Source organism: Pseudarthrobacter sulfonivorans, assembly GCF_024391045.1.
GTDB classification, from domain to species: Bacteria; Actinomycetota; Actinomycetes; order Actinomycetales; family Micrococcaceae; genus Arthrobacter; species Arthrobacter sulfonivorans_B.
Genome location: NZ_JANFCZ010000003.1, coordinates 164,162 through 189,451 on the forward strand (window position 1 = coordinate 164,162; position 25,290 = coordinate 189,451).

Annotated in this window: 19 protein-coding genes, 2 tRNA genes and 1 pseudogene; 18 read left to right on the forward strand and 4 right to left on the reverse strand. The window is 65.1% G+C overall.

What is annotated here, in order from left to right:
* Positions 1-4: 4 nt before the first annotated feature.
* Positions 5-1,228 carry a sunset domain-containing protein gene (locus tag NQJ30_RS03500; RefSeq protein ID WP_255768339.1) on the reverse strand — a complete coding sequence of 408 codons (1,224 nt, stop codon included), beginning with the start codon at positions 1,226-1,228 and terminating at the stop codon, positions 5-7.
* A 278-nt stretch (positions 1,229-1,506) separates the two neighbouring features.
* Here NQJ30_RS03500 and ilvD point away from each other — a divergent pair, with 278 nt between their 5' ends.
* The 5 genes and pseudogenes from ilvD (at position 1,507) to serA (ending at position 8,837) form a co-directional block, all read left to right on the forward strand.
* A complete protein-coding gene (gene ilvD / locus NQJ30_RS03505) occupies positions 1,507-3,228 on the forward strand; it encodes a dihydroxy-acid dehydratase (RefSeq protein ID WP_255768340.1) in 1,722 nt (573 codons plus the stop codon).
* A gap of 348 nt (positions 3,229-3,576) precedes the next feature.
* Entirely contained in the window at positions 3,577-5,484 is a 1,908-nt protein-coding gene (locus NQJ30_RS03510) for an acetolactate synthase large subunit (RefSeq protein ID WP_255768341.1), read from the forward strand.
* A 2-nt stretch (positions 5,485-5,486) separates the two neighbouring features.
* Positions 5,487-5,999 (forward strand): acetolactate synthase small subunit, encoded by a 513-nt coding sequence (gene ilvN / locus NQJ30_RS03515; RefSeq protein WP_255768342.1) that lies wholly within the window; start codon positions 5,487-5,489, stop codon positions 5,997-5,999.
* A gap of 71 nt (positions 6,000-6,070) precedes the next feature.
* Positions 6,071-7,123, forward strand: a pseudogene (gene ilvC, locus NQJ30_RS03520) (ketol-acid reductoisomerase); the annotation flags it as partial.
* A 124-nt stretch (positions 7,124-7,247) separates the two neighbouring features.
* Positions 7,248-8,837 (forward strand): phosphoglycerate dehydrogenase, encoded by a 1,590-nt coding sequence (gene serA, locus NQJ30_RS03525; RefSeq protein WP_255768343.1) that lies wholly within the window; start codon positions 7,248-7,250, stop codon positions 8,835-8,837.
* An 88-nt stretch (positions 8,838-8,925) separates the two neighbouring features.
* Here the strand turns inward: serA and NQJ30_RS03530 are convergent, their stop codons facing one another.
* Positions 8,926-9,114, reverse strand: a complete 189-nt coding sequence (locus tag NQJ30_RS03530; RefSeq protein WP_255768427.1) for a hypothetical protein — start codon at positions 9,112-9,114, stop codon at positions 8,926-8,928.
* Between NQJ30_RS03530 and NQJ30_RS03535 the strand changes: the two genes are divergently transcribed.
* The 7 genes from NQJ30_RS03535 to NQJ30_RS03565 all read left to right on the forward strand — a co-directional run bounded on the left by NQJ30_RS03535 (position 9,044) and on the right by NQJ30_RS03565 (position 18,539).
* A complete protein-coding gene (locus NQJ30_RS03535; protein ID WP_255768344.1) occupies positions 9,044-11,839 on the forward strand; it encodes an ABC transporter permease in 2,796 nt (931 codons plus the stop codon). The genes NQJ30_RS03530 and NQJ30_RS03535 overlap by 71 nt on opposite strands.
* Positions 11,836-12,591, forward strand: coding sequence for an ABC transporter ATP-binding protein (locus NQJ30_RS03540; protein ID WP_255768345.1), 756 nt, complete (start codon positions 11,836-11,838; stop codon positions 12,589-12,591). Before NQJ30_RS03535 ends, NQJ30_RS03540 begins: the two co-directional genes overlap by 4 nt.
* A gap of 33 nt (positions 12,592-12,624) precedes the next feature.
* Positions 12,625-14,184 carry a methionine--tRNA ligase gene (metG, locus tag NQJ30_RS03545; protein WP_255768346.1) on the forward strand — a complete coding sequence of 520 codons (1,560 nt, stop codon included), beginning with the start codon at positions 12,625-12,627 and terminating at the stop codon, positions 14,182-14,184.
* Between the two features lie 266 nt (positions 14,185-14,450).
* Positions 14,451-15,296, forward strand: a complete 846-nt coding sequence (locus NQJ30_RS03550; protein WP_255768347.1) for a hypothetical protein — start codon at positions 14,451-14,453, stop codon at positions 15,294-15,296.
* Positions 15,297-15,636: 340 nt separating this feature from the next.
* Positions 15,637-16,173, forward strand: a complete 537-nt coding sequence (locus NQJ30_RS03555) for a class F sortase (protein WP_308215145.1) — start codon at positions 15,637-15,639, stop codon at positions 16,171-16,173.
* Positions 16,174-16,251: 78 nt separating this feature from the next.
* The gene (locus tag NQJ30_RS03560; protein ID WP_255768348.1) at positions 16,252-17,301 is read left to right on the forward strand and encodes a 3-isopropylmalate dehydrogenase; all 1,050 of its coding nucleotides are present in this window, start codon (positions 16,252-16,254) and stop codon (positions 17,299-17,301) included.
* 125 nt (positions 17,302-17,426) lie between these two features.
* Positions 17,427-18,539, forward strand: a complete 1,113-nt coding sequence (locus tag NQJ30_RS03565; RefSeq protein WP_255768349.1) for a branched-chain amino acid aminotransferase — start codon at positions 17,427-17,429, stop codon at positions 18,537-18,539.
* A gap of 103 nt (positions 18,540-18,642) precedes the next feature.
* Here the strand turns inward: NQJ30_RS03565 and NQJ30_RS03570 are convergent, their stop codons facing one another.
* Positions 18,643-19,242 (reverse strand): hypothetical protein, encoded by a 600-nt coding sequence (locus NQJ30_RS03570; RefSeq protein ID WP_255768350.1) that lies wholly within the window; start codon positions 19,240-19,242, stop codon positions 18,643-18,645.
* Positions 19,243-19,414: 172 nt separating this feature from the next.
* On the opposite strand from NQJ30_RS03570, the gene NQJ30_RS03575 reads away from it, so the two are divergent.
* Genes NQJ30_RS03575 through NQJ30_RS03590 form a run of 4 tightly spaced genes read left to right on the forward strand, consistent with a single transcriptional unit; the run spans position 19,415 to position 23,350 of the window.
* A complete protein-coding gene (locus tag NQJ30_RS03575) occupies positions 19,415-20,212 on the forward strand; it encodes an MBL fold metallo-hydrolase (protein ID WP_304663804.1) in 798 nt (265 codons plus the stop codon).
* 49 nt (positions 20,213-20,261) lie between these two features.
* The gene (locus NQJ30_RS03580; RefSeq protein ID WP_255768351.1) at positions 20,262-21,038 is read left to right on the forward strand and encodes a fumarylacetoacetate hydrolase family protein; all 777 of its coding nucleotides are present in this window, start codon (positions 20,262-20,264) and stop codon (positions 21,036-21,038) included.
* A 60-nt stretch (positions 21,039-21,098) separates the two neighbouring features.
* Entirely contained in the window at positions 21,099-22,613 is a 1,515-nt protein-coding gene (gene gltX, locus NQJ30_RS03585; protein ID WP_255768352.1) for a glutamate--tRNA ligase, read from the forward strand.
* A complete protein-coding gene (locus NQJ30_RS03590; RefSeq protein WP_255768353.1) occupies positions 22,613-23,350 on the forward strand; it encodes an HAD family hydrolase in 738 nt (245 codons plus the stop codon). The genes gltX and NQJ30_RS03590 overlap by 1 nt, the downstream gene beginning before the upstream one ends.
* On the opposite strand, the gene NQJ30_RS03595 is transcribed toward NQJ30_RS03590, so the two are convergent.
* Entirely contained in the window at positions 23,335-24,753 is a 1,419-nt protein-coding gene (locus NQJ30_RS03595; protein WP_255768354.1) for a hypothetical protein, read from the reverse strand. The two genes, NQJ30_RS03590 and NQJ30_RS03595, sit on opposite strands and share 16 nt — an antisense overlap.
* Before the next feature lie 242 nt (positions 24,754-24,995).
* On the opposite strand from NQJ30_RS03595, the gene NQJ30_RS03600 reads away from it, so the two are divergent.
* Together NQJ30_RS03600 and NQJ30_RS03605 are read left to right on the forward strand one after the other, a co-directional pair.
* Positions 24,996-25,067 (forward strand) — tRNA-Gln (locus NQJ30_RS03600).
* 142 nt (positions 25,068-25,209) lie between these two features.
* Positions 25,210-25,282 (forward strand) — tRNA-Glu (locus NQJ30_RS03605).
* The last annotated feature ends 8 nt before the right edge of the window (positions 25,283-25,290 follow it).

Sequence of the window (25,290 nt, forward strand, 5' to 3'; positions counted from 1 at the left end):
GTGGTCAGAGGCGGTTCCGCCGGGGAGCCCGGAATCCGGCTGCCTCCGCGTGGGCCGCCGACTCGAACCAGACGTCTGCCGCGGTCTGCTCATAGTCCGGATGCCCTTCCTCGTAGTAGACCATCGTGCCGGCGTTGGCCTTCACCGCGTATTCAGCGGGGCCGCTGCCGTCCGGGCCCGGCGAGGCCGAGCCGGCACCGTAGGGCTCCTCCGCGGCGAGGTGGCCGCTTGGCTCGGACGCCGGGGCGGAGAAGCCGGCGGGCGACGCTGCCTGCGCGGCCGGCCGGGCATCCCCTTCGTATGCTTCCTGGCCGGCCATCGCGGTTTCATCAGCGTTCGGGCCGTCGGGCAGATTTTCCGTCAGGTCGTCCGCAGCTGCCGTTTCGGCGCCGGGAAGCGTGGGAGCGTGGGGATCGGTGTACTCGGCGTGATGCATGTAGTGGGCGCTCTCGGTGGCCTCCGGGACGGCAGCTGGAGCCGACGCTTCGGCCAGCGGCGTGGCGGCCGCGGCTGAGGCACCAGCTGCCGCCGCGCCGGCTGCCGCAGCTCCGGCCGGCCTGGTTGTGGCCGAGTGGCCCGGATGCGCGGACCCATCAGTTTCTGACCACTGAGTTTCCCACTCGTCCTCCGCCCGGCTGCCCGTGGATGCCGCGCCGCTTGTGGGTCCTGCGCCTCCCGTGGATGCCGCACCACCTGTGGGTGCCGCACCGCTGTAGGCATCCGCTCCGGCCGCGGCCTCGTGGGGTGCGGCGGGCTCCGATAGCGCCTCGGTTTCCCGGGAGGCCATGGGCTCCTGGGCCGTCAGGGGTTCAGCAGCAAAGGTCTCTGCGGAAGGCAGGGTCTCCTGGGGCTCCAAGGGCTCGGCCGCCTGGAATTCGTTGGCGGGCCCGGATTCGAAGCCGGCTGTCTTTTCGCCGACAGAGCCGGGTGAACTGGCAGGTTCCCGGCGACCGACCGTTCCGGACCGCTCCAGGTCGTCGTCGGCCGTGGTCGGGGGAACGGGTTCCGACGGGCTGCCGAAACCTGCAGCGCCGGGAAGGCCTGCAGTGCCGGCGGCTTCCGCCGAGGCCGCAGCACTGCCCCCGGACAAGCCGCCTTCGGCCCGGCGGGAAGGCACGCCGTCCCCACCGGGAGCGCTGCCCTTGTTCGCGGAGTTGCTGCGGTTCAGCAGCCACCACACAATGCCGACAATCACTACGATCGCGATGATCCAGAAGACAAAATCCATAGCGGGGCCTTTCAGTCCGGATGGCATGGTTGCCGTGTCACCGACGGTACGTGGGTGCGAACGGCACTGTCTAGGTCGTAACAGGGCCACGGCGGGCAGAGCCACGCCGGAACTGGACTCCGTACACCGCGTGCGGCCATCCCACCGGCAGTCGCAGCCCGCGCCATCCCAGGTTTTGAAACGCGAGTCCCTCTATGTGATCGAACGATTCCGGAAATAGCCCAAAAACGGAGCTGCAGGGTCTTCCGAAACAGCATCAGAGCCCTAGACTTTGAGCCATGAGTGCCGATGCCCAAGCGACAACTGAGAACAAGCCTGATATCAAGCCCCGCAGCCGGGTCGTCACCGACGGTATCCACGCCGCGCCGGCGCGTGGCATGTTCCGTGCCGTGGGCATGGGCGATGACGACTTCGCGAAGCCGCAGATCGGCGTCGCGAGTTCGTGGAACGAAATCACCCCGTGCAACCTGTCCCTGAACCGGCTGGCCCAGGGCGCCAAGGAAGGCGTCTTCGCCGGCGGCGGCTTTCCGATGCAGTTCGGCACCATCTCCGTGTCCGACGGCATCTCGATGGGCCACGAGGGCATGCACTTCTCCCTGGTCTCCCGTGAAGTGATCGCCGACTCCGTGGAAACCGTCATGCAGGCCGAGCGGATTGACGGCTCCGTTCTCCTGGCCGGATGTGACAAATCCCTGCCGGGCATGCTGATGGCAGCAGCCCGCCTGGACCTCGCCAGCGTATTCCTTTACGCGGGCTCCATCATGCCGGGTTGGGTCAAGCTCGAGGACGGCTCTGAAAAGGAAGTCACCCTGATTGACGCCTTCGAGGCTGTGGGTGCCTGCGCGGCCGGCAAGATGAGCATGGCAGACCTCACCCGTATCGAAAAGGCCATCTGCCCCGGCGAAGGCGCCTGCGGCGGCATGTACACGGCCAACACCATGGCCTGCATCGGCGAGGCCCTGGGGATGTCGCTCCCCGGATCCGCCGCACCGCCGTCGGCAGACCGCCGTCGTGATGAATTCGCCCGCAAGTCCGGAGAAGCAGTGGTTAACCTGCTCCGCCTGGGCATCACCGCCCGCGACATCCTGACCAAGGAGGCCTTCGAGAACGCCATTGCCGTGACCATGGCCTTCGGCGGCTCCACCAACGCTGTCCTGCACCTGCTCGCCATCGCCCGTGAGGCCGAGGTGGAGCTGACCCTGGATGACTTCAACCGGATCGGCGACAGGATCCCGCACCTGGGCGACCTGAAGCCGTTCGGCCGCTACGTGATGACCGACGTCGACAGGATCGGTGGTGTGCCTGTCATCATGCGGGCACTGCTCGACGCCGGCCTGCTGCACGGCGACTGCCTCACCGTCACCGGCAAGACCGTCGCGGAAAACCTCGCGGCGATCAATCCGCCGGATCTGGACGGTAAGATCCTGCGCGCCATGGACAATCCGATTCACAAGACCGGCGGCATCACCATCCTGCATGGTTCCATGGCCCCTGAAGGCGCCGTGGTCAAGAGCGCCGGCTTCGACGCCGACGTCTTCGAAGGCACCGCGCGGGTGTTCGAACGTGAGCAGGGCGCCCTGGATGCACTGGACCACGGCAAGATCAAGGCCGGTGACGTCGTCGTCATCCGGTACGAAGGCCCCAAGGGCGGCCCGGGCATGCGCGAAATGCTCGCCATCACCGGTGCCATCAAGGGCGCCGGGCTGGGCAAGGACGTCCTGCTGCTGACTGACGGCCGCTTCTCCGGCGGGACCACCGGACTCTGCATCGGCCACGTCGCGCCGGAAGCGGCCGACGGCGGCCCCATCGCCTTTGTCCGGGACGGCGACCGGATCCGTGTGGACATCGCGGCGCGTTCGTTCGACCTCCTGGTGGACGACGCCGAGCTCGAGGCCCGCAAGGAGGGCTGGGAGCCACTGCCGGCCAAATTCACTAAGGGTGTGCTCGCCAAGTACGCCAAGCTGGTGCACAGTGCCTCGACCGGCGCCTACTGCGGCTGACGCCTTCCCAACTGACTGGCAGATAACGTCGCGAAAAGCCCATTTGGGGGCGTTAACTGCGAGTCAGTTGGGGAGAACGACCAATTAGTGGACAATGGAGTCCACATGGTGAGATGTGCACCACCCTCGTTGACATGCATCTCACCCAGAGGGAAAACTGAACGCATGATCGCAAACGTTATGAGCTGCGCCGCTGCAACAGCAGTCGTCGTCCTTACCAAGCGCGTGGCAGCATAGCCCGACTGGTAAACGTACCGTCACGCGCAACCCCTCGAAGAGCCCACAGGCTGAGGGGTTTTTTTATTTTCCGCAGTTCGAGATAACAAAAGATCCACAAGGAAGAGTCCGATGAGCAAAGGATCGCCGATCAGCCCCTCGCTGATGGCTACCAAGTCCGCTGGAGCCCCCAAGGCTCCGGAACGTGCCGACCGAACGGCTGACCACGCCGTTTCCGTCACTGATGTTGCCGCCGTCTCTCCTGTCCTTGGGCCGAACAACGTTGTACCCCCAACGGTGATGACCGGCTCAGAAGCTATTGTCCGCTCGCTCGAAGAACTCGGCGTGGACGATATTTTTGGTTTGCCCGGTGGCGCGATCCTGCCTACCTATGACCCCTTGATGGCCTCCAGGATGAATCACGTCCTGGTCCGTCACGAACAGGGAGCCGGCCACGCCGCGCAAGGCTATGCCATGGTTACCGGGCGGGTGGGCGTCTGCATCGCCACCTCCGGCCCCGGTGCCACCAACCTCGTTACCGCCATCATGGATGCCCACATGGACTCCGTGCCGCTGGTGGCCATTACCGGCCAGGTGTCCAGCGGTGTGATCGGCACCGACGCATTCCAGGAAGCCGACATTGTGGGCATCACCATGCCCATCACCAAGCACTCGTTCCTGGTGACGGACCCCAACGACATCCCGCATGTGATGGCCGAAGCGTTCCACCTGGCCTCCACGGGACGTCCCGGTCCGGTGCTGGTGGACGTGGCCAAGGATGCCCAGCAGGGCAAGATGACGTTTTCCTGGCCACCGAAAATCGACCTCCCCGGCTACCGGCCGGTGACCCGCGGCCACAACAAGCAGGTCCGCGAGGCCGCGAAGCTGATCGCCGCAGCCACCAAGCCGGTCCTGTACGTGGGCGGCGGTGTGGTCAAGGCCCACGCTTCGGCCGAACTCCGCGAACTTGCCGAGCTGACCGGCGCCCCCGTTGTCACCACCCTGATGGCCCGTGGAGTCTTTCCGGACTCCCACCCGCAGCACGTGGGCATGCCCGGCATGCACGGCACGGTCTCGGCCGTCACTGCGCTGCAGCAGTCGGATCTCCTGATCACGCTCGGCGCACGCTTCGACGACCGCGTCACGGGCGTGCTGAAGACGTTCGCTCCGAATGCCAAGGTGATCCACGCCGACATCGATCCCGCGGAAATCTCGAAGAACCGCACAGCCGACGTGCCCATCGTGGGCTCGGTCAAGGAGATCATCCCCGAACTTTCCGAGGCCATCCGGTCACAGTTCGAGACAACAGGCACCCCCGACCTCACTACGTGGTGGGCCTTCCTGAACAACCTCAAGGAAACCTACCCGCTGGGCTGGACCGAGCCGGAAGACGGCCTCACCGCCCCGCAGCGCGTCATTGAGCGCATCGGTGCACTGACCGGTCCTGAAGGCGTCTATGTTGCCGGCGTGGGCCAGCACCAGATGTGGGCCGCTCAGTTCATCAAATACGAGCGCCCGCATGCCTGGCTGAACTCCGGCGGTGCCGGCACCATGGGTTATGCCGTTCCTGCCGCCATGGGTGCCAAGGTGGGGGAGCCGGACCGCGTGGTCTGGGCGATCGACGGCGACGGCTGCTTCCAGATGACCAACCAGGAACTGGCCACTTGCGCGATCAACAAGATCCCCATCAAGGTTGCCGTCATCAACAACTCCTCGCTGGGCATGGTGCGCCAGTGGCAGACCCTCTTCTACGAGGGCCGCTACTCCAACACCGACCTGAACACCGGCCACGAGACCGTCCGGATCCCGGACTTCGTCAAGTTGGCCGACGCGTACGGCTGCGCTTCGTTCCGTTGTGAGCGGGACGAGGACATCGACGCGACCATCCAGAAGGCCCTCGAGATCAATGACCGTCCCGTGGTCATCGACTTCGTGGTGAGCCCCGACTCCATGGTGTGGCCGATGGTGCCCGCCGGCGTAAGCAACGACCAGATCCAGGTTGCCCGCAACATGACCCCGGTATGGGAAGAGGAGGACTGAACATGACCCGCCACACACTGTCCGTTCTGGTTGAAGACAAGCCCGGTGTACTCACGCGCGTCGCGAGCCTGTTCGCCCGCCGTGCCTTTAACATCAACTCCCTTGCCGTGGGCCCGACGGAGGTTCCGGGCATGTCCCGGATGACCGTCGTCGTCGACGCCGACGGTGACCTCATTGAACAGGTCACCAAGCAGCTCAATAAACTGGTCAACGTGATCAAGATTGTTGAGCTCACCCCCGAATCTTCCGTACAGCGCGACCACATCCTGGTCAAGGTACGTGCGGATGCCGCAACTCGTCTGCAGGTGACCCAGGCTGCAGACCTGTTCCGCGCTTCAGTGGTTGACGTCTCCACAGACTCAGTGGTCATTGAAGCAACAGGCCATCCCGAAAAGCTCACGGCACTGCTTTCAGTGCTTGAGCCCTTCGGCGTCCGCGAAATTGTGCAGTCCGGCACCCTGGCCGTTGGACGGGGATCCCGCTCCATGAGTGATCGGGCCCTACGCTCCGCGTAAAGCACAGCCTAAAGGCACAGCCTAGGCCGCTCCCGGCGCCCGAGCAGTACCGCAGCAAGTTTTTACACCAAAGAAACCACTCAAAAGGAGTTACGCAAGTGACTGAAATGTTTTACGACGACGACGCCGACCTGTCCATCATCCAGGGCCGCAAGGTTGCCATCGTCGGCTATGGCTCCCAGGGCCACGCCCACGCGCTGAACCTGCGCGACTCCGGCGTTGAAGTTGTTATCGCCCTCAAGGAAGGCTCGTCCTCGATCGCCAAGGCACAGGATGCAGGCTTCACGGTCAAGACCGTCGCCGACGCCGCCGAATGGGCCGACGTCATCATGATCCTGGCACCGGACCAGCACCAGCGCGCCATCTACAACGACTCCATCAAGGACAAGCTGACCGCCGGCAAGGCCCTGGCCTTCGCGCACGGCTTCAACATCCGCTTCGGCTACATCGAAGCCCCCGAGGGCGTCGACGTCATCCTGATCGCTCCGAAGGCTCCGGGCCACACCGTGCGCCGCGAGTTCGAAGCCGGCCGTGGCATCCCGGACATCATCGCCGTCGAGCAGGACGCGTCCGGTTCCGCCTGGGAGCTGGCCAAGTCCTACGCCAAGGCCATCGGCGGCACCCGTGCAGGCGTCATCAAGACCACCTTCACTGAAGAGACCGAAACCGACCTGTTCGGCGAGCAGTCCGTCCTCTGCGGCGGCGTGTCCCAGCTGGTCCAGTACGGCTTCGAAACCCTGACCGAAGCCGGCTACCAGCCGCAGATCGCTTACTTCGAGGTACTGCACGAGCTCAAGCTCATCGTTGACCTCATGTGGGAGGGCGGCATCGCCAAGCAGCGCTGGAGCGTCTCGGACACGGCCGAATACGGCGACTACGTTTCCGGACCGCGCGTCATCACCCCCGAGGTGAAGGAAAACATGAAGGCTGTCCTCGCGGACATCCAGAGCGGCGCCTTCGCCAAGCGGTTCATCGAGGACCAGGACAACGGCGCTGTCGAGTTCAAGGCGCTGCGTGCCAAGGCCGAACAGCACCCCATCGAGGAAGTTGGCCGCGAGCTGCGCTCCCTGTTCGCCTGGCAGCAGCAGGACGCTGACTACGTAGAAGGCTCAGCAGCCCGCTAAGGCTGCACTGCAGGCGCCCTGCAGGGTGCCCTCGTGAGGCCGGGTTCACTTAACAATGTGAGCCCGGCCTTTCCGTACGCCTAGACTTGTTCCATCCCAAGGACTGCAACGCAGAGGATCACCCGTGTCAAAACCCGTAGTACTGCTCGCCGAAGAACTTTCACCCGCCACCGTCGAGGCCCTGGGCCCGGACTTCGAAATCCGCCAGACTGACGGCTCCGACCGCTCCCAGCTGCTGTCCGCCATCGTGGACGTGGACGCCATCCTGGTCCGTTCCGCCACCCAGGTGGATGCCGAAGCCATTGCCGCAGCCAAGAACCTCAAAGTCATCGCCCGTGCAGGCGTGGGCCTGGACAACGTTGACATCAAGGCTGCTACCCAGGCCGGTGTGATGGTTGTTAACGCCCCCACGTCGAACATCGTTTCCGCTGCCGAACTGACGGTGGGCCACATCCTGAGCCTGGCCCGCCACATCCCGCAGGCCAGCGCCGCCCTCAAAGAGGGCGAATGGAAGCGGTCCAAGTACACCGGCATCGAACTGTACGAGAAGAAGGTCGGCATCATCGGCCTGGGCAGGATCGGCGCACTCGTGGCGGCCCGCCTGAAGGGGTTCGACACCAAGATCCTCGCCTACGATCCCTACATCACGTCCGCCCGCGCCGCCCAGCTGGGCGTACAGCTGGTCACCTTGGACGAACTGCTGGCACAGTCGGACTTCATCACCATCCACATGCCCAAGACGCCCGAGACGGTGGGCATGCTCGGGGCCGACGCGTTCAAGAAGATGAAGAAGACGGCCTACGTCATCAACGTCGCCCGTGGCGGCCTGGTAGACGAGGAAGCCCTCCACGCCGCGCTGAAGGACGGCGAGATCGCCGGCGCCGGAGTGGACGTCTTCGTCAAGGAACCCAGCACCGACCTGCCGTTCTTCGAGATGGACAACGTGGTGGTCACCCCGCATCTGGGTGCCTCCACCGACGAAGCCCAGGAGAAGGCGGGCGTCTCGGTGGCCAAGTCCGTGCGCCTGGCCCTCGCCGGTGAACTGGTGCCCGACGCCGTCAACGTCGCCGGCGGCGTCATCGCCCCGGACGTGCGCCCCGGCATCCCGCTGATCGAAAAGCTGGGCCGGATCTTCACCGCACTCACGCATGCCTCCCTGACCCAGTTCGATGTTGAAGTAGCTGGCGAAATCGCCTCCCTGGACGTCAAGGTCCTGGAACTTGCGGCACTCAAGGGCGTCTTCGCGGACATCGTGACCGAACAGGTGTCCTACGTCAACGCCCCGGTCATCGCCGAGCAGCGGGGCATCAACGTCCGGCTGATCACCACGCCGGACACGGAGTCCTACCGTAACCTCCTCACCCTGCGTGGAGCCCTCAGCGACGGGACGCAGATTTCTGTCGCCGGTACACTGACCGGCCCCAAGCAGGTCCAGAAACTGGTCGGCATCAACGGCTACGACGTCGAGATCCCCATCAGCGAACACCTCGTGGTGGTTTCCTACGCCGACCGGCCTGGTGTGATCGGTACCATCGGCCACATCCTGGGCATGAACAACATCAACATCGCCGGCATGCAGGTTGCCCGCCAGGCCGAGGGCGGCCAGGTCCTCGCCCTGCTGACCATCGACTCGGCCGTGCCGCAGCAAGTGCTGGACGCCATCAAGGCAGGCATCGGCGCCGAGATGGTCCGCGAAGTCGATTTGGAAGATTAGGAGCATCACCAAAGTGAACAACGCGTGACCGGAGCTTGGCCCGGCCACGTATGATTGGCCGGTCTGCGTACAATGGCTAGGTCCTGTTTCAGGACAGCGCCGGCAGACCGGCCAATAATTTTTGCACACCACCCAGCTGAAAATCCACGATGTCCGCCGCCCGCGGACCGTGGTGTGCGCACGCAATCCAGGTTTCAGGGAGCCCAATGAACGCCGTCCAGAGGTTCATCAGAAGCAAAGTGCTGCTGTTGACCGCGGCCATCTTGATCGCAGCCATGTGCTTGTCGGTCCTCGTCCAAGGCCAGTCACAAGCAGCCCTCAAGAGGACGGTGGATGAGAACTCTCGCGGACTCTACGACGTCCTCGTGCAAGCCAAGGCAGGGTCCTCCGCGCTGATGCAGCCGGAGATCGCCAACGGCGGAGGGGGCATCGGTTTCGACCAGCTCGACGCCATCCGGAAGCTGTCCGGAACCTCCGTTGCCGCCCCCATCAGCCTGGTGTCCCGCGTGACGCAGAACCTGGAAGCGCCGCGCCTCGATGCCATGGACTTCCTGGGCTACAACGCCGGCCTGGCCGGCACCGCCACCGCCGATCAGGCGGCCGGCGCGACTGACCCCGCGAAGTGGCCCGCGGCCGAATCTGTCCTGAGTGACACCCCAAAGAAGTACCGCCTCACCGCCAGTGCAGTCAGTTCCGACGGCGTCTCCGAACAGGTGCTCTTCAAGTCCTCCGCCGAAGGTTCGCTGGGCAAAGCCAAGCTCGTCCAGGAGCAGACGGCCGGCGGCCCCAGCATCCGGATCGCAGCACCGGCAGGCGAGACCGGCATCAAGTTCCCGGCCCCGGCCGGCGGCTCCGAGCACAACCTCTTCAACCTGTCCGTGTCCCTGCCCCTGTCACCCGAGGTGACCGAGTCCGTCGTCGCCGTCGACCCTGTGGCTGAGCGGGCTCTGCTTGGCTCCGCCGGCGACTTCCTCGCACCCCTGGAGAAGGCTCCGCCCGCCGACGCCCGCAACGCCGGGGCGATCGGCCGGCACTTCGAAAGCCTCTTCACCAACGGCATCAGCATGCAGGAACTCCAGGACGGTCCCGATTTCCTGGGCGTCAAGCTCAAGTACTGGGCCCCGCTGATGACCCAGTACCAGCAGGCCAAGCGCACGGGCCAGCTCACCGCGGACTCCCAGGGCATCCCGCTGATTGTGCGCTCCGGAACGTCCCTTGACTTGAAGTACAACGTCAAGATCGAAGAGATCGACGCGGCCGGCAAGGTGGTCAAGGACGTTGGCACGGCTACCCGGTCACTGGGCAAGGACTACCTGCCCTTCGTGTCCAAGGACCCCTTCGCCCTGTCCTGGCCCGGTTCCACCGACCATTCATCGCTTCTGGGCCCACAGAGCAACTTCAACCAGGGCCTGTACACGCCGGCCACCTGGAGCACGGACTTTGCCGCGGCGCCCAAGTACACCGACGGCGACGCAGCTTCCAACGGCGCTGTCCAGAAGACGGCTACCCCGGGCGACTGGGTGACCGTGAACAGGCTGCCGGAGAAGAGCGCCAGCGGCGCCCCGGTGGACCAGACCCAGCGGGCGCCCGTTGATGAAAGGTCCTACCGCGAGGACCTGGCCACGGGGGAGAAGCTCGCAGCTCCGTTGGCCATGGTGTACGGCACGTTCGACCCCGCCGCCGTCGGCGCTGCCGCCGGTGACGTCAACCGCCTCCCGCTCGGGGGCTACGATCCGACGCCGCTGACCCTCACGAAGGATGCCAACGGCAAGGCCGTGGCCGCCACGGACCTCAAGCCGTCGCTCAGCGCCACGGGGCTGGCCAGCCAGTCCGCCGGTGCGATCACCGACTTCTACGGCCTCGCCGCAGCCCGCGGCTACAAGAGCAACGCCGCCGTGATCGACGCCGTCCGGGTCCGGGCCAAGGCCCCGGGCAGCTGGAAGGAAGCCCAGCCGGAGGTCGAGAAGCTCGCCGCCGAGATCCGCGAGATGGGCCTGGAAGCAACCGTGGTTGCGGGCTCGGCCCGTGAGGACGCCAACATTTTGGTCCCGGGGTATTCGAAGGACGACGCCGGCAAGGAATCCGCGCTGGGCACGGTCAAACAGTCCTGGGTGCGCCAGAACGCCGCCGACGCCGTCTCGGGTTCGCTGACCGGAACCAACGTCACCCTGCTGTTCCTGACCCTGTGCGGCGCGGCACTGCTGACCGGTGCCTCCACCGTCAGCTACATCCGGAAACGCAGACGCGAAGCCGGCACTCTGCGTGCCATGGGCTGGACCCAGCGGCGGATCCGGTCCTGGGTGCTGGAAGAGTTCGGTGTCGGTGCGGCCCTGCTCGCGGCCGCCGGGATCGTGTTGAGCCTGGTGAGCTGGAGCCTGACCACAGCGGTCGTGTCCGCCGCAGTCCTGGCCCTCTACGCAGCGGCAGCCGTCTTCGCGGCGCAGCAGCTGCGGCACCGGGACGAAATTGACCAGGAACCACAGCATGACGAACGGCTGATCCCCGTCGATTCACCGCTGACGTTCGCCAACCGCCAACTCAGCACCAACAAGTTCAACACCTTGTCACTCGCTGTGGCAGTGGGCGTGTTCGGAGCTGCGGTGGGTGGACTGGTAGCCCTGCTGATCGACATCCCACGTGCTGCCGGCGCCAGCGCGCTGAGCGGCCTGGCCGCGGCCAGCGTCGCCCTGCCCAGCATGCTGCTGGCCCTGGCCGGCGTCGCCGTTGGGCTGACACTGACCCTGGTGACAGGCAGGTTTGAGCTCAACGCCAAGCGCCAGTACCTGGGCATCCTTGAAGCGATGGGCTGGAACCCGGACATGCTCCGGCAGGTCCGCCTGTTCGAAAACGCCCTCGTGGGCACGGTGGCGCTTCCGCTGGGCGTCCTGGGCGCCCTGGGCATCGGCCTGCTGCTCGCCCCCTATGCCGCACTGTGGGCCGGCGTTGCCGGACTTGTGGCTGTACTTTGCTGGATACCGATTGCAACGAAAGTGGTCCAATGACAAACCAGACGAATGTTCACCGGAGCCGGAGGTCCGGCTCCGCTGAGACACCCCTGCAGACCCGCGCCAACACCATCGTCAAGTCCGCGGACCACGGGACCCCGCTGGAATTGAGCGATATCACCATCCGCTACGGCGGCGGTAAGGGCGGTGCCGAAGCGGTCAGCGTGGTGGAGGGCTTCGACCTCACCCTGCACGCCGGCGAGATGCACTGTGTCGCGGGCCGAAGCGGCTCCGGCAAGACCAGCATCCTGACGGTCGGAGCCGGCCTGACGCTGCCGACGTCGGGCCGCGTTTTCTGGGAAGGTGATTCGCTCGAAAGCATGGGCGACGACGAAATCGCCGACCGCCGTCGTGCCCTGATCGGTTATGTGGACCAGGGCGGCGCCCTGATCGACGGCATGAGCGCCCTGGAAAACGTCCTGCTGCCCGCTGTGCCCGACGGCGAGGTGGACCAGCGCCGTGACATGGCCAAGGACCTCCTGGACCTGGTGGGCCTCGGCCGGCGCATGCGTCACCGCCCCGCCCAGCTCTCCGGCGGTGAACGCCAGCGCGTGGCGATCGCCCGTGCCCTGATCCTGGGCACCCGCGTGCTGGTGGTGGATGAACCCACCGCCAGCCTCGACAGGGCGTCCGCGAACCGCATTATCAGCATCCTCAAGGACACCACCTCGGACGGCATCGCGGTGCTGGTCGCTTCGCACGACCATGAACTGGTCCGCCTGAGCGATACGCTGACTGAACTCATCTAGCCTGCCCCTTCGCACCGAAAGTACCGTCCGCACGTGACTGCTTCAGAGAAATCCCCGTTCTACATCACCACGGCCATCACGTACCCGAATGGCGTGCCCCACATCGGGCACGCCTACGAGTACATTGCCACCGATGCCATGGCCCGCTTCAAGCGGCTGGACGGGCACGAGGTGATGTTCCTGACGGGCACCGACGAGCACGGCATGAAGATTGCCCAGGCGGCCGAGAAGGAGGGCATCACGCCCAAGGAGCTGGTGGACCGCAACGCCGAGGTGTACAAGGCGGCACACGCCGCGCTGGGTATCACGTACGACCGCTTCATCCGCACCACGGATGCTGACCACTACGCGGCGTCGCAGGCCATCTGGAAGAAGATGGAAGCCAACGGCGACATCTACCTGTCCAAGTACGAGGGCTGGTATTCGGTTCGGGACGAAGCGTTCTACGTGGAAGATGACACCGTAGTTAAGGACGACGGCGTGCGCTACTCGAAAGAGACGGACACCGAAGTCACCTGGACGGCGGAAGAGAGCTACTTCTTCCGGCTGTCCGCCTACCAGGACCGCCTGCTTGCACTGTATGAGGCCCGGCCCGAATTCGGAGCGCCGCAGTCCCGCTTCAACGAGGTCATCAGCTTCGTCCGCCGCGGACTCGAAGACCTTTCCATCAGCCGCACCACCTTTGACTGGGGCGTCCCGGTGCCCGGAAACGACAAGCACGTGATGTACGTGTGGGTGGATGCACTGACCAACTACCTGACCGGCGTCGGATACCCGGACATCGAGTCCGAGTCCTTCCGCAAGTTCTGGCCTGCGGACGTCCACGTCATCGGGAAGGACATCTCCCGGTTCCACGCCATCTACTGGCCCGCGTTCCTCATGAGCGCCGGCCTTGAGCTGCCCAAGCGGGTCATGATCCATGGCTTCCTCCACAACAACGGTGTGAAGATGTCCAAGTCGCTGGGCAACGTGGTGGCCCCTGCAGATTTTGTGGCACAGTACGGCCTTGACCAGGTCCGCTTCTTCTTCCTCCGCGAGGTCCCGTTCGGTGCCGACGGCAGCTACAACCACGAGGCCATCGTGGGGCGCATGAACTCCGACCTCGCCAACAACTTCGGCAACCTCGCACAACGGTCACTGTCCATGGTGGCGAAAAACTGCGAAGGCAAGGTCCCGGTACCGGGAGCGTTCACTGCTGAAGACACCACGATCCTGGCTCAGGCCAACGGGCTCCTGGAGACCGCCAGGGCAGCCTTCGAAAAGCAGGAGTTCAGCCGCGCCCTCGAAGCGATCTGGGGCGTGCTGGGTGACACCAACGCCTACTTCGCGGAACAGGCACCGTGGGTGCTGCGGAAGACCGACGTCGGCCGCATGAATACCGTACTGTTCGTCACCCTGGAAGTGCTGCGGATTGTGTCCATCCTGGCGCAGCCGGTGATGCCCCGTGCCATGGCCGCTCTGCTCGATACCCTCGGCCAGCCCGAGGGTGAAGCCCGCCAGTTCGCGGCGCTCACCACGCCCATCGTCGCCGGAACGCCCCTGCCGGCACCTTCTCCGGTGTTCCCCAAGTACGAGGAACCGGCCGAAGCCTAGGTAGGACCGGGCTGACTACTTGTTGGTACCCGACCTGAGTACGGTTCGGGTAAAAGGCAGTATGAGCAGTCCCGGAATGCGGGTAACGAGTACTCGAGACACGGCCCAAGTGCGCTGCATAGCCTTGTCGGGTTAGCAAACTGATGATTCGCATCTGGGAGAACCGTCGTTCCGATGCTCGCTGTTTGCCTTTTTGCGGCCCTGTACCGGAACGCCGTTTCTCCTCCGTCTGATCAGTTTGGACCAGACAATGGATGGAGACGGAAATGAAACGGATCCTTGCCGCCATAGGTGTCACAGGCCTCGCGTTACTCGGTGCCACCGCTCCGGCAATAGCAGGTGATAACGAAAAAGGTGATCACAAGGTCACCATCTGCCACGCCACCGGCTCGGACAACAACCCCTATGTGTCGATGACGGTCGACCTGAACGCACTCAAGGGCCACGCGGACCACTGGGGTGACATCATCCCGGCCAACGACGGGAAGGCCATACCTGAGGGCCAGAACCTCGACAAGATGGACATCTGGAAAGCCGGCTGCACTGTCCCCGAAGACCACGGCAACGGAAACGGCGACCACGACCACACGATCACCATCTGCCACGCCACGGGCTGGGAAAACAAGCCCTATGTGCAGGTCACGGTTGACTACAAAGGACTGAAGGATCACGCCCAGCACGGCGATGACATCATTCCCCCGACCGACAAGTGGGGAGGCCAAAACTGGGATGATACCGGCCGGGCGACCTACGAAAACGACTGTGTGCCCTGCCCGACCGAAGAAGAGACCCCTCCGGTAGAGACTCCGCCGGTGACCCCTCCGGTCGAGACACCGCCGGCGGAAACCCCTCCGGCGGAGACCCCTCCAGCGGTAACTCCTCCGGTGGCCCCGGTTGAGGTCCCCACGGGAGCCGTCGCAGCGCCACCTGTCGCAGTAGCGGCTGCGGTGACAACCAACACCGGGTTCAATGTCCAGACCGCGGTGGCATCAACTGATACCGGGCTTGCTCCCTGGGCGGCCGGGCTGATTGTGATGATGCTCGCCGCTGCCGGAGTTGCTGCCCGCAAGGTGCTGCAGGAAGGCAGCCTTTCCGGAAACCGCAAGCACTAATCGCGGAAACTGACGCCCGCGAGGGCATTGGTTAAATCCTGGCAGGTGCCGTGGCCACAACGGCACGGCACCTGCCGCCAACCAGGCGCACTCCCGCCGAACATGCGAGGGAACCATGGACAGCGACCCTCAGGCACCCGCTGCAGATCCACCCACCACCACCCGCCCGTCGGGGCCGGATCCGAAAACTCCGCGGCGGATTTTCCATGCCCGGAGCATTCTGTTCATAGTCCTTTGCGGGCTCGTTGCATTTCTCGCGGTCTCATTCCTTCCCCAGATAACGGGACCGGCGACGTCGCCGCAAACGCATATTGTCCAGCCACTTCCCACGGCCCTGTCCGTGCCGACACCAACGCCTACCCCCACACCTGCCCCAACGGCCGCGCCGTCCCCGCCGGCGGCTCCCGTCCCGGCCGGTCCGGCCGCCGCCGCGCCCCAGCGGCTGATCTACCCTGCGGCGGACATGGACGTGCCGATCCACCCTCTGGAGCCGAGCGCTGCGGACCAGGCAAGCCAGTCCATCGTCCCGCCAGACACCATGGACGGCTACTGGCTCACCCCCTACGGAGTACCCGGCGCCGGCTCCGCCAACACCACCTATGTGGCCGGCCATGACTGGGTGGACCGTGATGCCCCCTTCAACCGGCTGAGCACGAGGGCTGCCGCGGGTGACAAACTGACCGTGGTGACAGCTACGGGGGAACTGTCCTACCGGGTGGATACTGTTGCCACGTATGACAAGGCAGGGCTGAAGGACAGTCCCATCTGGCAGGTGGTCCCCAACCGGCTGGTCCTGATTTCCTGTTATACGGATGATCCCTGGGGCAAGAACGTAGTGGTGGTTGCATCGCCCGATCCGCAAGCCCCCGTTCACTGATGCGGCCTGACTCCGGGCATCGTCTCACTGATTGAGACTGATTGTCCGGCATGCGGATTACCTTAATATTCTTGAAGCATGAGCGCATCCATCAATCTCGCAGTCATTCCCGGTGACGGCATCGGCCCCGAGGTCATCGCCGAGGCACTGAAGGTCCTCGAAAAGGCAGTCGCAGCCGAAGGCGTAACCCTCGAGCAGACCCACTACAAGCTTGGTGCCGAGCACTGGCTGGCGACAGGGGAGACCCTGCCGGATGAGGTCCTGGCAGACCTGCGCACGCGGGACGCGATCCTCTTCGGGGCCGTGGGCGCTGCCCCCGGGGATACCCGCATTCCGTCCGGGATCATCGAGCGTGAAATGCTCCTTAAACTACGTTTCAGCCTGGACCACTACGTCAACCTGCGGCCCTCACGCCTCTATGGAACTGTGGGCAGCCCCCTGGCCAAGCCCGGCGTCATCGATTTCATTGTGGTCAGGGAGGGCACCGAAGGCCCGTACGTGGGCAACGGCGGCAGCCTGCGGGCCGGCACTGTGCACGAGGTGGCCACCGAAGTTTCACTGAACACGGCACACGGTGTGGAGCGGGTCGTCCGCGATGCCTTCCGCCGCGCCGGCGCACGGGAACGCAAGCATGTGACCTTGGTCCACAAGCACAACGTCCTGGTCTACGCAGGCCACCTGTGGAAGCGCACCGTCGAAGCTGTGGCGCAGGAATTCCCGGAGGTCACGCATGATTACCTGCATGTTGATGCGGCCACCATCTTTATGGTCACGGACCCGTCCCGCTTTGACGTGATCGTCACGGACAACCTCTTCGGCGACATCCTCACCGACCTGGCCGCGGCCATCACGGGCGGCATCGGGCTGGCCGCTTCCGGCAACATCAACATGGACCGCACCGCACCGTCCATGTTCGAACCGGTCCACGGCTCCGCCCCCGACATTGCGGGCCAGCAGAAGGCCGATCCCACTGCGGCGATCCTGTCGGCAGCGCTCCTGCTGGACCACCTCGGCTATGCCGGTGCGGCACGGAAGATCGAGGCGGCAGTGATCGCCGACGTCGAAAACCGCGACGGCGTCTCCCGGAGCACCAGCGTCGTCGGAGACGCCATCGCCGCAGCACTGTAGGCACGCTCCGGGGGTGCTGCCGACGGGACCCCTTACGCGGGCGTAAGCTTGTTTCGAATCACCAAATGCTGCCCCCGCGGTTCAGTGCTGAACCGCGTTCACGGGCGGCCGATCGTGGAGGAACCATGACCCAGACTGCCCATGGCGTCGAATTCAACCAGCAGCTCTCGGCAACCCCGAAGTCAGCTGAAGAGCGTGCAGCCATCCTGGCGAACCCGGGATTTGGCAACTACTTCACCGACCACACCGCCGTGGTGGATTACTCGGTCGATGAACAGGGCTCCGGCGGCTGGCACAACCCCAGGATCGAGGCTTACGGGCCCATCTCCCTGGACCCGTCCGCCGCGGTGCTCCACTACGGCCAGGAGATCTTCGAGGGACTCAAGGCTTACCGCCACGCCGACGGTTCCGTTTGGACGTTCCGGCCGGAGGCGAACGCGGCACGCCTGAACAAGTCGGCACGCCGGCTCGCGTTGCCTGAGCTGCCCGTCGAGTACTTCCTGGGCGCCATCCGGGAGCTCGTGACTGTTGACAAGGAGTGGGTGCCTGCCGGTGACGGTGAGGCGCTGTACCTGCGGCCGTTCATGATCGCCACCGAGGCGTTCCTGGGTGTCCGGGCCGCCCGTGAAGTCTCCTTCCGTGTGATCGCCTCGCCGGCAGGGAACTACTTCGGCGGCGAGCTGAAGCCGGTGTCCATCTGGATTTCCCGCGAATACGCCCGCGCCGGCCGCGGCGGTACCGGGGCCGCCAAGTGCGGCGGCAACTACGCCGCATCCCTGATCGCCCAGCAGGAAGCAGAAGCCAACGGCTGCAAGCAGGTGCTGTTCCTGGACCACTTCAACGACGACGCCGTGGAAGAACTCGGCGGCATGAATGTGTTCTTCGTCCTGAAGGACGGCTCCCTGGCGACGCCGGCGCTGACCGGCACCATCTTGGAAGGCGTCACCCGCTCTTCGGTGATGCAGGTGGCCAAGGACATGGGCCGTGAGGTCGCCGAGCGCAAGATCACCCTTGCCGAATGGCGTGACGGCGTGGCCTCCGGCGAGATCACCGAGGTCTTTGCGTGCGGTACCGCCGCCGTGATCACCCCGATCGGCGTCCTGAAGGACAACACGGAATTCATCGGCTCGGAGGACGCCAAAGCGGGGGAGACCACCATGGCCATCCGTGAGCAGCTCCTCGGCATCCAGACCGGAACCGTGCCGGACCGTCACGGTTGGCTGACGCGCCTGGCCTGAGCGCCGCATCAATCGCCCTCACCACCACAAGGCGGGGTCACCTAACGCCCGAAACTCCCTTCGGGACGGGCGTTAAGTGACCCCGCCTTGCTGTTTCCCGGCGTTAGCGGCGGGCGGCCTTCCGGGCAGCGTTCTTGAGTGCCTTGCGGGAGACGGGCTTCAGGGCCTTGCGTGCGGCTTCGTCGGCCAGGGCCTGGTTGCGGCGGGCATCGATGATGTCGTTCCACAGCGTGGTGGCAAAAACGCCGCCGTCCTGGGCGTAGACGTCGTAGGGGTAGCCGGCAAAGATGGCCGCCGTGGTGCTGCCGGTGGGCAGGTCCTTCCCGGTTTCCTTCGCGACGGCGTCGCCCACGGCCCACGTACGGGTCAGGTGGTGCGTGAGGTTCTCCTGGACGAAAGTGTTGGCGTCGCCGGCGGCAGCAGCACGCTTCAGGAGTTCCGCGAGGTCATCCGCCAGGAATTTGGCGGCCCATTCTTCGACGGGAGCGGTACCTGACCTGAAGTCCTCCGCGACACCCTCGACAGCATCGTTCCAGTCGGTGGTTTCGCGGAACTTCTTCCACGTTGGGAACCACACGATGCTGCCCGTCGCATGGTTGTGGATGTGCTGCAGGCCCTTGTTTTTCTCGGTAGCCGCGTGGTCATGCCCGGCAGAGTCTGCCTCGGCCAGGAGGTCTGCAAGGGAGGTGGGTGTGGCGCTCATAGTGTTTGGTGTCGGCTTCCTGCTGGAGATCGTGTGGTCTTCACCCGTGGACAACCCCGGCTGGGCGCTGTTCTATTCCGCGGTGTTCTTTTCCGCGCTGTTCTATTCCGCTCCTTCCTCATCCCGCAGCCGTGCCGCCCGTGCCCAGGCAGGGAGTCGGTGCAAAGATGGAATGGTGACTTCAGCCACCAGCCCCGTCCTGCAGCGCAGCTCAGCCCTGACCCGGTTCATCCTGGCGCCCAACCCCGGGCCGATGAGCCTCGACGGCACCAACTCCTACGTCATCTCGGCCAAGGACGCCGAGGCTTCGGTGGTTGTGGACCCGGGCCCCGCGGACGAGGGACACCTCCGCCGGCTGGCCGGCACCGGCCGTGTGGAGCTGATCCTGGTGACGCACCGCCACGCAGACCACACAGCGGGCTCGGTGCGGCTGCAGGAACTTACCGGCGCCCCGGTGCGGGCAGCGGATCCCCGGCACTGCCATGGCGCCGATCCGCTGCGGCACGGTGAAACCATCCGGGCGGCAGGGGTGTCCATCCAAGTCGTGGCCACGCCGGGGCACACCTCGGATTCGGTGTGCTTCCACCTTCCCGACGACGGCGCGCTCGGCTCGGTGCTGACCGGCGACACCATCCTGGGCCGGGGGACCACCATGCTGGACTACCCGGATGGCGCACTGGGCGATTATCTCGAATCCCTGGACCGGCTTGAAGCCTTTGGCGGAGCCGGTGTCCTGCCGGCCCACGGGCCCGTGCTTCCTTCCCTTGAAGCCGTGACCCGCGCCTACCGCGGGCATCGCCTCGAACGGCTGGCACAGATCCGCGAAGCGCTGGAAGGGCTGGGCCGGGACGCCACCGCGGCGGCCGTGACGGACGTGGTTTACGCGGATGTCGACGCTTCCGTCCGGCGGGCCGCCGAGATGTCGGTGGCGGCCCAGCTTGATTACCTCCGGGGACGATCCGAGGGCTGACCGGAATACCGGAACAAGTGGCGCCGGTCAGGACTGTAGGCTATTCACCATGCGTATTGCCCGGTTTGTAGTCGATTCTGATCCCCTCTACGGCGTCGTTGACGGCGAGTCCGGCAGTGAAGAGATCACTGTCATTAATGGCGACCCGTTCTTCAACGGTGTGGAACGGACCCACGTCAAGCACAAGCTCGAGGATGTCCGGCTCCTGGCCCCCATCATTCCGCGCAGCAAGGTCATCGGCGTCGGCCGGAACTTCGTGGAGCATGCCGCCGAGCTGGGCAACGAAGTCCCCGCCCAGCCCTTGCTGTTCCTGAAGCCCAACACCGCCGTCGTGGGACCCAACGATCCCATCGTGCTGCCGGACTTCTCCGAGGAAGTCTCCTTCGAAGCGGAGCTCTGCGTCGTGATCGGACGGATCTGCAAGGACGTCCCGGAGGAACGCGTCGACGACGTGATCTTCGGCTACACCTGCGGCAATGACCTCACGGCACGCGACGTCCAGAAGACCGATCTCCAGTGGGCCCGCGCCAAGGGCTTCGATACCTCGGCGCCGCTGGGCCCGTGGATCGAGACCGAACTGGACACCGAAGACCTGCACATCCAGGGCCGGCTCAACGGTGAACTGCGCCAGGACGGAAGCACCAGCCAGATGATCCGCGGCGTCCGCGAACTGGTCTCCATCGTCTCACGGGCCTTCACGCTGCTGCCCGGCGACGTCATCATGACCGGCACCCCCGCGGGTGTGGGGCTGGTGCAGGCCGGAGACCGCTACGAGGTGGAGATCGAAGGCATCGGTCGCCTCTCCAACCCTGTGGTCCGCCGCTGACCAACGCCGCGGTCCGCCGGACGGGACAACGCTGCGGCAGGCGGTAAAGTTGGAGCCACTATGACTACTGCTTCTGCGTCCAATGCTGCCTCCGTCCCGACCGTCACTGCCGATACCCCGGTGCGCGTCCGGTTCTGCCCTTCGCCTACCGGAACACCGCACGTCGGGCTGATCCGGACGGCTCTGTTCAATTGGGCCCACGCCAAGCACACCAAGGGCACCTTTGTGTTCCGGATTGAGGACACGGACGCAGCCCGTGACTCGGAAGAGAGCTACCAGCAGTTGCTGGAGGCCCTGAAGTGGCTGGGCATTACGTGGGAAGAGGGCGTGGAGGTCGGCGGTCCGCATGAGCCGTACCGGCAGTCGCAGCGGCTGGACCTGTACAAGGACGTCGTCGCAAAACTCCTCGAGGCCGGTTACGCCTATGAATGCTATTCCTCGCCCGAGGAGGTGGAGGCGCGCCACCGTGCCGCCGGCCGCGATCCCAAGCTCGGCTACGACAACTTCGACCGCGAACTCACCGACGAGCAGCTGGCAGCCTTCAAGGCCGAGGGCCGCCAGCCCGTCCTGCGGGTCCGGATGCCTGACGAGGACGTGGTCTTCACCGATCTGGTCCGCGGCGACATCACCTTCAAAGCCGGCAGCATCCCGGACTACGTCATTGTCCGGGCCGACGGCTCGCCGCTGTACACACTGGTTAACCCCGTTGATGATGCGCTCATGGGCATCACCCACGTCCTGCGCGGTGAGGACCTGCTTTCCTCCACCCCCCGCCAGGTGGTGCTGATCCGCTACCTCATCGAAATCGGCGTCGCCAGCTACCTGCCGCTCTTCGGCCACCTCCCGTACGTCATGGGGGAGGGCAACAAGAAGCTCTCCAAGCGGGACCCGCAGTCCAACCTCTTCCTGCTGCGCGACCGCGGGTTCATCCCGGAGGGCCTGCTGAACTACCTTTCGCTGCTCGGCTGGAGCCTCTCGGCCGATGAGGACATCTTCACGGTGGACCAGCTGATCGAAAACTTCGATGTCCAGGACGTGCTCGCCAACCCGGCACGCTTCGACATCAAGAAGGCGGAGGCCATCAACGGCACCCACATCCGCATGCTCAACCCCGAAGACTTCCGTGGCCGGCTTGTCCCGTACCTGCGGACCGCCGGATTCGTGGGGGACGAGCTCACGGCGCGCCAGGCGGAGATCCTCACCGAAGCCGCACCGCTGATCCAGGAACGTGTCACCCTGCTGGGCGAGGCGCCGGAGATGCTCGGGTTCCTGTTCAAGGCTGACGACGCAATCGACATCGCCGATGATGCCCGCAAGGGCCTGCCCGCAAACCTGGCCGAAGTCCTTGACGCCGCGTTGGCGGCCCTTGAGCCCGTCCAGCAGTGGACCCCGGAGAACATCCAGGCGGCGCTGAAGCAGGCGCTCGTCGAGGACCTCGGCATCAAACCCCGGCTGGCCTTTGGCCCGGTGCGCACTGCCATCTCCGGGCGCCGCATTTCCCCGCCCCTCTTTGAATCCATGGTGATCCTGGGCAAGGACTCGTCCCTGAGCCGGCTCCGGACCTTCCGCGGCTGATGACTATTACGGGCATGGAGGCCGGGGGAGTCCTGAAGACACCGTTCGGGACCGTTCGGGGCGTCCTGTTTGACATCGATGACACCCTGGTGGACCTCGAATACGCGATGACCACGGCCTTGCGCGAAGTCAGTGAACACCTCCTGCCCGGCCTGGACCAGACCGGATGGGAGCGTTTCGGCCGGATCTTCACCCACGAAACAACGCACTACTACGACCGGTACCTGGCAGGGGAGCTGACGTTTAACGACCAGCGCCTCCTGCGGGGCAGGGCCGCCTTGGGCCACTTCGGGGTGGAACTTGCGGACGGCGAAGAGTCGCACCGTTGGCTGACTGCCTACAGCCGACTCCAGCCCTCCTATGTCCGGGCCTTCGACGACGTGCTGCCCCTCCTTGACTTGTTGGACAACGCAGGGATCCCCTATGGCGCCGTGAGCAACAACGTGCACGACTACCAGCGCGCCAAGCTCGACGGCGCGGGGTTGGCGCGGGTGAACCGCCTGGTTGGCACGGACACCGTGGGGGTGGCCAAGCCCGAGCCCGCAATTTATCTTGAAGGCGTCCGTCTCCTGGGCACCGTTGCGGCGGAAACCCTCTACGTGGGCGACAACAGGATGCTGGACGCTGAAGGTTCGACGGCGGCGGGACTCGTGGGCGTCTGGCTCAACAGGGCAGGGGAGACTGCGGCCGGGTTCGAGGGCCACGAGGTCACCTCGCTGTCTCAGCTGCTGGCCTGACTTCCCGCCCCGCGTACGGACAGTCTCCGGCCCCGCAGCATCAGGTAGGCGCTCACGGAGCCAAGCACCAGCACAGCCACCAGTCCAAGGGCCACGGTGGTGTCGGCCTTGCCCACGGCATTAGCCGGCGAAACCGCAGCTGCGCCCGAGTACAGGGTGTCGGTACCGGCGGCGACCCGGGCGTTGCCGTCAGCAAGCTTCCCCGCCCCGGAAGCCAATTCCTCGGACCCCGAGGCCAGCTTCGAATTGCCGGCGGCAAGCTCTGACGCGCCTGTAGCCAAGGCCTGTGAGCCCGTCAGGAGGCCGGGGTTGCCGGGGTCAGCGGGATCGCCCTTGATGCCCGTGTTCAGCGCGGACGTTCCTTCCGCCAACCGCGAGCTGCCTGAGGTAATCCTTGCCACGGCGTTGATCAGGCCAGGATGCTCCGGGTCGCCGGGAACACCATCCATGCCGGTCCGGATCTGCGATGTTCCGGCGGCAAGCAGTTCGGTGCCCAGCACGACACCCGGATTGGCAGGATCACGGCTGTTGAGCTTTTCACCGAGCGTGGCGAATCCTGCGGTGAGCCGACCCGTTCCCGCATGCAGTTGAACGGTGCCATCGTTGAGTTTGCCGGCGCCTGCCTGCAGCGCAGAGGCACCGGCATCGAGTTTGTGGGCGCCGGCCGTGATCTTGGCGATCTTGTCCTTCACGACGGCGAGCGGGACCAGACCCTGCAGGGGATCCGAGGCGGCAGCGTCAAGAAGCTCGAGGGCCTGTGCCAAGGCTGCGGTGCCGGTTCCTGCTTCGGGGGAGTTGTTTGCACCGCGGTACCCCTTGAGCTGCCCGGTTCCGGCCGCCAGCTCGCCGGCTCCCGAAGCCAGCCGGGCAGCCCCGGCATCCAAGGCGCCGGCACCGTCGGCCAGGTTGTTGTCGGCATTTCCGCCTGCTGTGGCCGTGAGGGCCGCGGCCAGTTGCGACGCGCCGGCGGCGAGTTTGCGGGCGCCGTCGTCCACTTTGTAGACGCCGGGAGCAAGTTTGTTGTTGACGTCGTTCTCGATTTTTACGGCGCCGGCGGTGAGTTCACCGGCGCCGGCCTCCAGCCGCTCGGCACCCGGGGCAAGTTTTTCGGTGACGCCGAGGAACACTTTGTTGGCGCCGGAGGACACTTGGCCCGCGCCGTCCCCGGCCTTCCCGGCGCCGTTTGCGAGCTGGCCTGCGCCGTCCTTGAGTTGCGACGCGCCGGCGGCCGCCTGCCCTGCACCGTCACGAAGTTTGGCGGATCCGTCCGTTATCCGGCCGGTCACCAGCGTGTAGAAGCCAAGGAAAGCAACAAGGATCAGAGCAAGGATTGCGATGGCTATCTTTTGGGCCCGGGTCCTGACAGGGGTGTGGATGGAAGCTGCGGCACGACTTTGTGGCACGGATAGTCCTCTCGACGATTTGTTACCAGTCAGTAACTTACCGAGAGTAAACTTGCGGGGGGCTGATGGCAAGGGTCCGAGACGCGGCCGGGTGATGGGGATGCCGGCCCCGGCGCCCGGGGCTTGGCGCGCCGGCCGGTCCCTCGATTTGTGCCAACGAAAAGTCTCGGGTAGAGTAATTTCTCGTGCTGAGGCGCACGGAGCGCAGGTTGAAGCCTAAAACTCCGGCCCGAAAGTATCATTGGGATATGGTGTAATTGGCAACACTACGGTTTCTGGTACCGTCATTCTAGGTTCGAGTCCTGGTATCCCAGCTCTGATATGCCGCCCGTTTCGGCGGTAAATCAGGGGTTTCAAGCAGGTTCGCCAATTTGAAACACACGCTGAGTTTGTGAAATACTCTCTTAGCAATCCGGCTTCCGGCCGGATGGAAGTGCAAGCTTCCAGGAAGTACGCGGCCCCATCGTATAGCGGCCTAGTACGCTGCCCTCTCACGGCGGTAACGCGGGTTCGAATCCCGCTGGGGTCACGATAGGA

Coding starts and splice junctions, on each gene's coding strand:
- NQJ30_RS03500 (WP_255768339.1), bottom strand. CDS start 1,228: ATGGATTTTGTCTTCTGGATCATCGCGATCGTAGTGATTGTCGGCATT.
- ilvD (WP_255768340.1), top strand. CDS start 1,507: ATGAGTGCCGATGCCCAAGCGACAACTGAGAACAAGCCTGATATCAAG.
- NQJ30_RS03510 (WP_255768341.1), top strand. CDS start 3,577: ATGAGCAAAGGATCGCCGATCAGCCCCTCGCTGATGGCTACCAAGTCC.
- ilvN (WP_255768342.1), top strand. CDS start 5,487: ATGACCCGCCACACACTGTCCGTTCTGGTTGAAGACAAGCCCGGTGTA.
- NQJ30_RS03535 (WP_255768344.1), top strand. CDS start 9,044: ATGAACGCCGTCCAGAGGTTCATCAGAAGCAAAGTGCTGCTGTTGACC.
- NQJ30_RS03530 (WP_255768427.1), bottom strand. CDS start 9,114: ATGGCTGCGATCAAGATGGCCGCGGTCAACAGCAGCACTTTGCTTCTG.
- NQJ30_RS03540 (WP_255768345.1), top strand. CDS start 11,836: ATGACAAACCAGACGAATGTTCACCGGAGCCGGAGGTCCGGCTCCGCT.
- NQJ30_RS03550 (WP_255768347.1), top strand. CDS start 14,451: ATGAAACGGATCCTTGCCGCCATAGGTGTCACAGGCCTCGCGTTACTC.
- NQJ30_RS03560 (WP_255768348.1), top strand. CDS start 16,252: ATGAGCGCATCCATCAATCTCGCAGTCATTCCCGGTGACGGCATCGGC.
- NQJ30_RS03565 (WP_255768349.1), top strand. CDS start 17,427: ATGACCCAGACTGCCCATGGCGTCGAATTCAACCAGCAGCTCTCGGCA.
- NQJ30_RS03570 (WP_255768350.1), bottom strand. CDS start 19,242: ATGAGCGCCACACCCACCTCCCTTGCAGACCTCCTGGCCGAGGCAGAC.
- NQJ30_RS03575 (WP_304663804.1), top strand. CDS start 19,415: ATGGTGACTTCAGCCACCAGCCCCGTCCTGCAGCGCAGCTCAGCCCTG.
- NQJ30_RS03580 (WP_255768351.1), top strand. CDS start 20,262: ATGCGTATTGCCCGGTTTGTAGTCGATTCTGATCCCCTCTACGGCGTC.
- gltX (WP_255768352.1), top strand. CDS start 21,099: ATGACTACTGCTTCTGCGTCCAATGCTGCCTCCGTCCCGACCGTCACT.
- NQJ30_RS03590 (WP_255768353.1), top strand. CDS start 22,613: ATGACTATTACGGGCATGGAGGCCGGGGGAGTCCTGAAGACACCGTTC.